Below are 9639 nucleotides of genomic sequence, written 5' to 3'. Positions count from 1 at the left end.
CATTTAGAGAGTACATCCTACGGTTACCTTCACTTCGTTCTGGATGGATCAATTCTTGTTCCTCATAGTACCGAATTTGTCGTGCAGTCAAATCTGTCAACTTCATAACTGTACCAATTGGAAAAACAGCAAGCGAACGACGCAATTCTTTTTCCCGCATAACATCTCCTCCTTGTTTTTTGATGTTGGAAAAAGGATACCACCCCATAGACCACTCGTCAAGAGTTAATGTCAGATTTCCTTACATAGATTTTATGAATGTTCGTTTTTTTAGAAAAAACTGCACTGGAACAACGTTTTAAGTTCAAAAAAATTTGTTATACTGGTGAAAAAGAATGAGAAGGTGTAAAATTGTCTAAATTTGAACTTGGTGAATTCGTTCAGATAAATAATAAACATCCAATGGCAGGTTTAGTTGGTGTAATTATAAAGCATAACGAGGTTAACCATACCTATCTGGTACGTTTAAGTCATGATCACGATTTACTCCTCCATGAGGATGAAATAGAGATTAAAAAAGCGTAAAAAAATTCGAAGCCGCTTAGACTTCGAATTTTTTATTGTTTTTATTGATAGTACACTTCATTCACAGCATTAGTCACTGCAACTTTGACATGCTCAAAGGTCAAACCACCTTGAAGATACAATGAGTATGGTTCTCTCAACGGTCCATCAGCACTCAACTCAATGCTTGCTCCTTGTACAAAGGTCCCTGCAGCCATAATAATATCATCCTCATAACCAGCCATATACGAAGGAATTGGCGCAACATAAGCATCAATCGGTGAATATTTTTGAATTGCCTGACAAAACTGGATCATCTTCTCTCGATCGCGAAAATCAATCAACTGAATCAAATCAGTTCGCGGCTGATCCCACTTCGGTGTAGATTCTAAATTGTATTCTGCCAATAACGCTGCAGAAAAAATTGCTCCCTGAATCGCCTGACTCACTACATGAGGAGCTAAGAAAAAACCCTGCAGCATATCAAAAACGCTGTCCAACATGGCCCCGCCTTCTGCACCGACTCCAGGTGTAGTTAAACGATAAGCACATCGTTCGATCAGTTCTTTTCTTCCAACAATGTAACCACCGGTTTTCGCGATACCGCCACCCGGATTCTTGATCAATGAACCAGCCATCAAATCAGCGCCAACCTGTGTCGGCTCCAACAGCTCCGCAAATTCCCCATAGCAATTATCGACAAAAATCACAATATTTGGTGCAATAGTTTTTACAAAATCGCACATCTCTTTGATTTTTTCGATCGTAAACGATGGTCTGGAAGCATAGCCCCTTGAGCGTTGAATGGCAACTACCTTGGTTTTAGCATTGATCTTTTCTTTAACTCCATCGAAGTCAACGTTTCCATCTTCTAAAAGTCCTACTTCGTCATAGCCAATATTATACTCTTTGAAGGAACCAATTCCATTACCTTGTACGCCAATCACTTCTAGTAAAGTATCATACGGCGTACCTGTGATATAAAGCAACTCATCCCCCGGTCGCAATACCCCAAATAAAGATGTAGCAATCGCATGCGTTCCTGAAACGATTTGCGGGCGAACTAAGGCGGCTTCCGCACCAAAAGTTTGCGCGTATACAGCTTCTAAAACATCTCTTCCTTGATCGTCATTACCATAACCTGTAGACGGCAAAAAGTGGCTTTCCGAAACATGGTTCTCGCGAAAAGCCGCTAATACTTTTGCTTGATTCGATAAAGCAACTTCTCGAATTTCTTGCAGCCGTTCAGCAATTTTTTGATCAACTTTATCAATTTTCCCAACCAGCTCTGGTGCTAGCTCAGTCGTCCAATTCATCTTCCATTCTCCTAATCCAAAGAGATTTTTTCTTGGCAAACCCTCGCACGATATACTGTTCCTTTTCTTCATCAAAAGTCTCGCTTAAGACAAGTGTCTCGCGTTTCATCTCGCTTAATGCTTGCCCTTCATCTGAATTTAGGGTCAATAAATAAGGTTCCAGTAAATTCATGATTTCTTGCTTGATGGCATCAGCCAGTAATTCTTTGCCCTTAGTTGTTTTCGCAGAAATCAAAACACTTGGGAACAATGTTGGTGTGAAGGAAAATTCATCAATCCGATCTGCCTTATTATAGATTGTAAGCATTGGAATATCGTCCATCTCAAGCTCTTTCAATAAATCGATAACAGTCTTTTCCTGTTGCTGGCGATCTTCGGCACTAGCATCTACGATATGCAGCAACAGATCCATCCCTTTGCTTTCTTCCAGGGTGGATTGAAATGCATCAACTAATTGCGTCGGTAAATCTTGGATAAATCCAACCGTATCCGTAATTGTCGTTTCCATCCCTTGCGGCAAATGCCAACGTTTCGTCAAAGGGTCCAAGGTGGCAAACAATTGATCTTCAGAAAACGTATCAGCATTCGTTAATAGATTCAGAATTGTTGATTTACCCGCATTTGTGTAGCCAATCAGTCCCATCTGGAAAATACTTGATTGTTGACGTTTTTGACGACTCCGCTCACGATGGGCTTCCACTTCTTTTAGTTCTTTTTTGATGGCAGAGATGCGGCGGCGAATGTGGCGGCGATCTGTTTCAAGCTTTGTTTCTCCGGGGCCGCGAGTTCCAATTCCTCCACCAAGACGCGACAAGCTCTGTCCTTGCCCTACTAAACGAGGTAACAAATAATCTAATTGCGCAAGTTCAACTTGCAGTTTTCCTTCTTTTGAACGAGCACGTTGAGCAAAGATATCTAAAATTAATTGAATTCGGTCAATCACCGGAACCCCCACCTGTGTTTCGACCGTCTGGCTTTGTCTCGGTGACAATGCATGGTTGAAGATAACAAGATCGGCTTCATGTGCCTCAACAAGCTGTCTAAGTTCCTCTATTTTCCCTTTACCGATGATCGTTTGACGATCAACTTTAGGACGCTTTTGTGTTAATGAAAAAACAATCTCGCCATGAGCCGTCTTGGTCAGTCCCGCCAACTCATGCATCGATTCTAAATAATTATATTTACTCTCGTCTGTCTCGACGCCGACTAAAATGACTCTTTCTGACAATCCGTTTCCTCCTAATATTTATTAATATAGTCTTTTATTCATAATGAATCTTTGTTGATTTAATAGTTATAACACAACAGTCCCTATTTGCTTGCCTCTTCTTCATCTGTTTGAAGCGTTGGTTTCACATCTGCTAGCCACTTTTCGATAGTTTCTTCAATCTCATTAATTGTACTAGGGTGTTGAACTAGATCATACCAACGAACGGACATTCGATTGCGAAACCAAGTCAATTGACGCTTCGCATAACGCCGTGAGTGCAATTTGACTTCTTCAAGCGCTGCTTCCAAAGAAGAATTGCCAGAAAAATAAGGAAACAACTCTTTATAGCCGATTCCTTGGGCCGCCTGAACCTCAGGCGTTTCCGCAAGTTTCTCTGCTTCAGTTAAGAGTCCTTGTTCAACCATTAGATCAACACGCTGATTGATTCGTTGATATAAAACAGCACGATCCGTATTTAAGCCGATCAAAAAACTATCGTAAAGTTCTCTAGGCTGTTCCTTGGGTTCGAGGATTGAATGACCGGTCAATTCAAAAACTTCTAATGCTCGGATCATTTTTTTTCGATTATTATAATGGATTTTCTCTGCGGCTAATGGATCAACTGCCTGTAGTTTTTCCCACAAAGCTTGATTGCCATTGGTCTCAGCGAAAGCTTCATATTTCCTTCGTAATGAGTCATCCTCGGGATCACCTTCACTGCCTAGCTTATAATCCCATAATAACGATTGGATGTACAAACCTGTACCTCCGACAATAATCGGCAGCTTGCCCCGATTGTTGATCTCCTGAATCGCCTGTCTAGCTGCTTTTTGAAAATCAGCAGCAGAATAACTTTCATCAATATTCCGCACATCGATCAAATGATGCACAATTCCATCCATCTCTTCCGTCGTGACTTTGGCAGTTCCAATATCCAACCCGCGATACACTTGCATGGAATCACCGCTGATGATCTCTCCATTGAATTTCTTTGCCAAGTCAATACTCAAACTGGTCTTGCCAACAGCAGTCGGTCCCACGATTGCAATTACCTTCATTGCTTGAACCTGCTTCTCGTGCGTATCGCTTTTTCCGGAAAATCGGTAATTATACCAGCCAAATTATTTTCATAGCAAGTCATCATGGTTTCATAAAGATTGGGTGTCCATGGTCGAATTGACTTTTTAAAACTCTTAACGATTTCAGGATTTTGTTTTACCCAATCAAAACTCGGGTGCAGTCCTTCAATAAAATCAATATCTAAAACAGCCTTATATTTTTCCAAATCGTTTTTCTGGATTAAATCATACTGTCTGTCTGGTTCATATTCATGCATGATTCTCAAAGAATCAATATTGAAACTTGTATACCAATATGTGAAAGGCCATTCCTTGCTCGTCATAACTTCTGAGATTTTTTCCTCAATTCCGGGATAATGAAATTTATTGGTTTTGATCTCAATACATAAAAAGCCGCGGAAACGCATCTGCAGCAATAAATTTAAAACTTCTTGCAATGTCGATATTTTGGTTGCTTGATATTTCTCGTCAAACCAACTGCCAGCATCTAGCTCTTTTATTTCTTCCAATGTTAATTCTCGAATTAAACCTTTGCCGTCTGTTGTACGATCAACGCTCTCATCATGGATGACAACTAACTGCTGATCAGCTGTCAGGTGGACATCCAGCTCGATTCCATCTGCACCTGTCCGTACCGCCTCCATGAAGGCAGGCAATGTATTTTCTGGATGAGTCCCAGCACTCCCACGATGAGCAATAATAACTGTCATCTAATACCACCTCGTTTGTAATCACATAAATTTACTAGTCAAAATGCTTTTCAAAATTTCTTCTAAACTGTTACTGTACATTGAAATAGCGTAAAGGCTGCTTTGTCGAACGAGATAGTTGCTGCCTTTTCTCGTCCAAGATTTCTAAGAGCTGCTCAGAAAAAGTCTCCATAACAATTCGTCCGCCCTTGTAAGTATATCCACCGATCTTAACTGTTTCTTCGGGAGATAAAATAACTTTACGATGGGAAATGTTTTTAAAGAATTCTTCAATCAAATAATTTGGCAAATAAAAATTATTTTGAGCCGCAAAGGAATTCAAATAAATAAAATCGTCGATCGTAATGTAACAGTCATCAAACGAATTAAATGTCACATAATCCTGCATTAGAACATTTCGTTTGGATAAAATCTCATTAATTTTTTTGTTTAAGAGATTAATTGTTTCAATTTCTTTAACTTGATGCTCCAATTCTCTTTCACGTTGATGGCGCAAGTCGATATACTTAAAAACAAAATAAACTGCAAGACCTGTTAATCCTGCCCCAATCAATACGCCGATTAGTCCAATAAATGCGATTTCCACGTTTTTCCCTCCTATTTTTATACTTATGGAATTGTTGCCTACACAAAAAAATTGATTCTCAACACGCTCGTCATCCCACTGAAGTAATATAAAATGTGGCAATCTGACATCTTGTTATCATCGTTATTAATAGTACCATATTTTCATGTTTCTAGGATAGTTTGACCCGTTTAAAAAAACGAAGCCTTATATTTGACCAAAACTGACCAACGTTGTATACTTTCCTTAAGTTTTAGCAATCTAACCCTGTTTGTGCTAAAATGATTTACGAACAATATTTTAAGGAGGATTCACTATGAATTTAGTTCCTACAGTCATTGAACAATCATCTCGTGGCGAACGTGCTTACGACATTTATTCTCGTTTATTAAAAGACCGCATCATTATGTTGAGCGGCCAAGTAAACGACGATATGGCAAACACCATCATCGCCCAATTACTTTTCTTGGATGCCCAAGATTCTGAAAAAGATATTTACCTTTACATTAACTCACCAGGCGGTAGCGTTTCTGCCGGCTTAGCAATTTTTGATACAATGAACTTTGTTAAAGCTGATGTGCAAACTATCGTACTTGGTATGGCCGCTTCAATGGGTAGTTTCCTATTAACAGCTGGTGCTAAAGGCAAACGATTTGCATTACCAAATGCTGAGATTATGATTCACCAACCCCTTGGCGGTGCACAAGGTCAAGCTACTGAAATCGAAATTGCTGCGCGTCATATCTTAAAAACTCGCGAACGTTTAAACAACATCTTGTCTGAGCGTACTGGTCAACCAATCGAAGTAATCGAACGTGATACCGATCGCGATAACTTCATGACTGCCGAAGAAGCAAAAGCTTACGGCTTGATTGATGAAGTAATGGAAAACAGCAGCTCATTAAGCTAAGCTATTAAAAAAACCGAGGAATTCCTCGGTTTTTTTATTATCTGTTCACGGAACTCTCACAAGCCAACTTCTTCAATAATCAAAAAAATCACAATGCGGTCTTTTGCCATTGAGCGTCTGGTGATTGCAATCGTATTGCAGATACATTCCGCCTGTAAACAGTCTCCACACGTTCCTTTCTTGATGCATGGTGTCTTTTCAAGACCTAGACGATGTGCATTTAATGGTGCTGTATTTCTTCGTACCATTTCCACTGTTGTATTCAAATCTCCATAAACTTTTCTCATACTGACAAAAGCAATTACTTATCAGGTCCATACGTTAACGCTGCTACACGGTTTCCTACGCTATCTATATTGACTAATACCCCATCTTCGGTGATGCCGTTAATGCTCGTCAAGAAGCAGTCAGCTGTTAAAGCTTGTTTCATGACTTGATGCCGCTCCTCTGGCGAAGTCGTTTTCTCTCGATCGATCATTTTTTGACCGCGTTGATACAATTCTTCGATAATCCCAGATTGCTCTATAGTGATCGAGCCGCCGAAACCAACAGATTGATTTTGATCAATTTTTTCTAAGGCTCTTTCTTTAGCTTCCTCTAAATTCTGACAAATAATCGGTTGAAAATTTCTCCGTACTAATTTCTTACTTAAACTTGCTGCCGTAGCTGCGTAACGTTCTTTTAAATATTCTGCCATTTTCACTCTCCTTAAATCATTCTGATTATATATTTTTGATTTCTTTTAAAGATAGAAGTTATCATGTTTCCTCCATTTTCGGTGATTGAAGACTAATTAGCAACTACAAAAAACCGCCTAAAATTTCTTAGGCGGTTTGTGTCGTATTCTTTTTGATGGAATATGCTCTGAGAGCAGCGAGTTCTTTGATATCATGTAAAATTTTCTCGTTGGTTACTTCAAAAGAAATTGATTTTCCAAGTTTACTCGATTTCGCCTGATGATATTGGTTCTTAGTATATTCATCGCACAGCTGGATTAATGCGTCTGCATCGTCCATTTCCTTTGCATTAAAAGAGACCATTGCAACAAAGTATCCTTCTTTCGGATAAATCGTACATAATGCTTTTCCACTTTTTTTGAATTTTATGTTCCAGCCCTTCCAATAGCCGTCTCCCATAGAACATCCGCTATAAGCACATTTAGGTTTTATCTTATAAGTTGATTGTAAATGATCTGAGAGTTCGTGCCACAAAGGATTCGCAATGAACTCCGTGATTTGTTTTTCTGTCGGTTCCTTCTCAGCTTGAAATAATTCGCTCCATTGCATCGTTACACCAGCTTTCCTTTACTAATTGATATATCTTATAATACGTGATTGGTAGACAATTCGCTTGTTCAACAGTGCTCTTTTTTACAAAAAAGCCATCCAATAAAAATTTGGATGACTTCTTTGCTATTCTTTTTGTGAATAACCATTCTGATAATCAATCTTAATACCATCTTGGACATTGTATACAAAAAGATTAAAAGAAATTTGGTCGTCTTCAATACTTTGTGCTTCCATTTGCACCCCGCGAGCTATTAATTCATCTCCTTTGAAATAAGGAGTTACGCGATAACGCACGTGGTGATTCGTTTTTCGGATATAATTTCCGATTTCAATCTCATGGTCATTCATTCCCGGATCATTCATTGAAGCAGTACCTGTCATTAAATTCTTTAAATTATTGTTTTCACCGGAGAATTGATAAGCGATCAAATGGGCTCGATTATACAGCGGTTCATCATTATAAAATTTTTGATGCCAGCCTGTTGGTTTTACATATAGACGTTCCCGCTCCTGATGCGGCATCAAATCTTTTCCTAACATTGCATTCGCGGCGCCAACACGATTTAACTTGTCCAAGTCGGAAAAACGCGTCCATGTTCCATTATCTAATGAAAGATCACCTGTAGAAAAATTAGGCTGATTCTGATTCAACTGGATTGTTTGATGCTTGCCATCATAGTCTGGAACTTCTGAAATTTTTTGTATATTAACTTCTTTTGTAGCGTTGTTTGGCTCATTATCCGGTATTACTTGCGAATAAATACCATATATTCCGGCCAATACTACGACGATTGCTGAAATAATTTTTGGGGCCTGTTTTTTTCCTGCGATGGTGATTCAACTCCTAAGTTCTTTTTCCCATCACGCTGATCCGTTTATTTTGTTTGCTGCCAAATTTCTTTAATTGCCGGAACGTTGCCGAGTTCTGTCAAATTACTTGGCATAATCACAGTATTGCCGTTGTTTTCGACCACATGTTTAAAGGCTTCAATACCTAGATACGCGATCATTTCATCGGTTAGATTGCTTTCTGCGATAGCTTTATTGATTTCCTTGATACGAGCCGTTTCAGCTTCAGTGATTTTTGCAATCCGATCTGCCTCTGCCGCAGCATCGATTCTAGTACGATCAGCACGTGCATCGGCATCAATCTTTGTTTGTCGTGCTCGTGCTTCCGCATCAATCTGCATTTCAGAAGATTTTGCCTCAGATTCCAAAATCACTGATTGTTTTTTCCCTTCAGAAATCGTAATCAACGACTCTTTATCACGACTAGCTGTAATTAGCTTATTCATAGAATTAACAATCTCATCAGAAACCGAAATTTCCCCAATGTTAATCCGGTCGATAGACAGACCGTAGCCAGCCGTAATGTCTTTTACACTCTCATAAAGATTTACGTTAATTTCTTCAGTACCGTTCAGCACCTCGTTCAATTCCATCTTACCGATGATGCCTCGCAAGTTGGATTGACAGTCTTGGATCATTGACGTGACAGAATCTTCATTATCATACACAAAAGCTCTAGCATCTGTCACGTGATACTTGATGGCTTCATCGATTTCAACGATTACATTGTCTCGAGTAATTACGCTCTGAGGTTCAATTTGGATCGGTGTTTGTTTTAAAGAAACTCGACGACGTACCACATATAAAATCGGAATCAAGAAATGTAAGCCTGGATCTATCGTTTTAACGTATTTACCAAAACTTTCAACAACCTTGACTTCCCCTTGCTGCACAATTACAACCAATTGGCTGAGGATAAATAGAATTACAACAATCGCAATGACAAATAGAATGATATTAAATATTAACAATGTAGTTCACATCACTTTCTTTTAAAGTATTATTAATGACGACTAACAACTCTCGACTAGTAAAGTCGATGACCTCCAGCATATCTTCTGGCTCGGGCGTTCCATTGACTACTTTATAATCATACCAACTACCCAAGATTCGAATGATTCCAGTAATACTTGACCCTTTACTGCGAAAACATTTCCCCATCGTTTTCTGCATTTGATAATCCAATACACTCTCCCTCCCTTTTTAC

General features: G+C 39.2%; 14 protein-coding genes. 2 read left to right on the top strand and 12 right to left on the bottom strand.

All coding sequences use genetic code 11. The features are described from left to right. On the bottom strand, positions 1-160 hold a 160-nt coding region (locus tag A5875_RS02765; protein ID WP_141108321.1), incomplete at its 3' end, for a MerR family DNA-binding transcriptional regulator. A gap of 191 nt (positions 161-351) precedes the next feature. On the opposite strand from A5875_RS02765, the gene A5875_RS23540 reads away from it, so the two are divergent. Then, positions 352-525, top strand: a complete 174-nt coding sequence (locus A5875_RS23540; RefSeq protein ID WP_176244605.1) for a hypothetical protein — start codon at positions 352-354, stop codon at positions 523-525. A 41-nt stretch (positions 526-566) separates the two neighbouring features. Here A5875_RS23540 and A5875_RS02760 read toward each other — a convergent pair whose 3' ends face one another. From A5875_RS02760 to A5875_RS02740, 5 genes are all read right to left on the bottom strand, one after another. Further along, entirely contained in the window at positions 567-1820 is a 1254-nt protein-coding gene (locus A5875_RS02760; RefSeq protein WP_088932186.1) for a methionine gamma-lyase family protein, read from the bottom strand. Next, the gene (gene hflX, locus A5875_RS02755) at positions 1804-3048 is read right to left on the bottom strand and encodes a GTPase HflX (RefSeq protein WP_088932185.1); all 1245 of its coding nucleotides are present in this window, start codon (positions 3046-3048) and stop codon (positions 1804-1806) included. Before hflX ends, A5875_RS02760 begins: the two co-directional genes overlap by 17 nt. 83 nt (positions 3049-3131) lie before the next feature. Next, positions 3132-4088: a tRNA (adenosine(37)-N6)-dimethylallyltransferase MiaA gene (gene miaA / locus A5875_RS02750; RefSeq protein WP_088932184.1), complete on the bottom strand. Its 957-nt coding sequence runs from the start codon at positions 4086-4088 to the stop codon at positions 3132-3134. Beyond that, entirely contained in the window at positions 4085-4819 is a 735-nt protein-coding gene (locus tag A5875_RS02745) for a glycerophosphodiester phosphodiesterase (RefSeq protein WP_088932183.1), read from the bottom strand. The genes miaA and A5875_RS02745 overlap by 4 nt, the downstream gene beginning before the upstream one ends. A gap of 70 nt (positions 4820-4889) precedes the next feature. Further along, a complete protein-coding gene (locus A5875_RS02740; RefSeq protein WP_088932182.1) occupies positions 4890-5405 on the bottom strand; it encodes a hypothetical protein in 516 nt (171 codons plus the stop codon). Positions 5406-5700: 295 nt separating this feature from the next. On the opposite strand from A5875_RS02740, the gene clpP reads away from it, so the two are divergent. After that, positions 5701-6294, top strand: a complete 594-nt coding sequence (gene clpP / locus A5875_RS02735) for an ATP-dependent Clp endopeptidase proteolytic subunit ClpP (protein ID WP_088932181.1) — start codon at positions 5701-5703, stop codon at positions 6292-6294. Positions 6295-6350: 56 nt separating this feature from the next. Here the strand turns inward: clpP and A5875_RS24085 are convergent, their stop codons facing one another. The 6 genes from A5875_RS24085 to A5875_RS02710 all read right to left on the bottom strand — a co-directional run bounded on the left by A5875_RS24085 (position 6351) and on the right by A5875_RS02710 (position 9605). Next, positions 6351-6560 (bottom strand): hypothetical protein, encoded by a 210-nt coding sequence (locus tag A5875_RS24085; protein WP_254911840.1) that lies wholly within the window; start codon positions 6558-6560, stop codon positions 6351-6353. A 35-nt stretch (positions 6561-6595) separates the two neighbouring features. Then, positions 6596-6991: an LUD domain-containing protein gene (locus tag A5875_RS24080; protein WP_254911839.1), complete on the bottom strand. Its 396-nt coding sequence runs from the start codon at positions 6989-6991 to the stop codon at positions 6596-6598. A 127-nt stretch (positions 6992-7118) separates the two neighbouring features. Next, the gene (locus tag A5875_RS02725; RefSeq protein ID WP_088932180.1) at positions 7119-7580 is read right to left on the bottom strand and encodes a DUF3788 domain-containing protein; all 462 of its coding nucleotides are present in this window, start codon (positions 7578-7580) and stop codon (positions 7119-7121) included. Positions 7581-7706: 126 nt separating this feature from the next. Beyond that, entirely contained in the window at positions 7707-8363 is a 657-nt protein-coding gene (locus A5875_RS02720) for a DNA/RNA non-specific endonuclease (RefSeq protein ID WP_088932179.1), read from the bottom strand. Positions 8364-8458: 95 nt separating this feature from the next. Continuing rightward, positions 8459-9403 carry an SPFH domain-containing protein gene (locus A5875_RS02715; RefSeq protein ID WP_088932178.1) on the bottom strand — a complete coding sequence of 315 codons (945 nt, stop codon included), beginning with the start codon at positions 9401-9403 and terminating at the stop codon, positions 8459-8461. Continuing rightward, the gene (locus A5875_RS02710; protein ID WP_088934615.1) at positions 9390-9605 is read right to left on the bottom strand and encodes a hypothetical protein; all 216 of its coding nucleotides are present in this window, start codon (positions 9603-9605) and stop codon (positions 9390-9392) included. Before A5875_RS02710 ends, A5875_RS02715 begins: the two co-directional genes overlap by 14 nt. Between the last annotated feature and the right edge of the window lie 34 nt (positions 9606-9639).

The organism is Enterococcus sp. 3H8_DIV0648 (assembly GCF_002140655.1).
Classification (GTDB): Bacteria; Bacillota; Bacilli; order Lactobacillales; family Enterococcaceae; genus Enterococcus_A; species Enterococcus_A hulanensis.
This window is presented reverse-complemented; position numbering and strand designations above follow the sequence as displayed.

What these genes read in the sequence shown, in the direction of transcription:
- A5875_RS02760 (WP_088932186.1), bottom strand. Translation starts at nt 1,820, where the DNA reads ATGAATTGGACGACTGAGCTAGCACCAGAGCTGGTTGGGAAAATTGAT.
- miaA (WP_088932184.1), bottom strand. Translation starts at nt 4,088, where the DNA reads ATGAAGGTAATTGCAATCGTGGGACCGACTGCTGTTGGCAAGACCAGT.
- A5875_RS02745 (WP_088932183.1), bottom strand. Translation starts at nt 4,819, where the DNA reads ATGACAGTTATTATTGCTCATCGTGGGAGTGCTGGGACTCATCCAGAA.
- clpP (WP_088932181.1), top strand. Translation starts at nt 5,701, where the DNA reads ATGAATTTAGTTCCTACAGTCATTGAACAATCATCTCGTGGCGAACGT.
- A5875_RS24080 (WP_254911839.1), bottom strand. Translation starts at nt 6,991, where the DNA reads ATGGCAGAATATTTAAAAGAACGTTACGCAGCTACGGCAGCAAGTTTA.
- A5875_RS02725 (WP_088932180.1), bottom strand. Translation starts at nt 7,580, where the DNA reads ATGCAATGGAGCGAATTATTTCAAGCTGAGAAGGAACCGACAGAAAAA.
- A5875_RS02710 (WP_088934615.1), bottom strand. Translation starts at nt 9,605, where the DNA reads ATGCAGAAAACGATGGGGAAATGTTTTCGCAGTAAAGGGTCAAGTATT.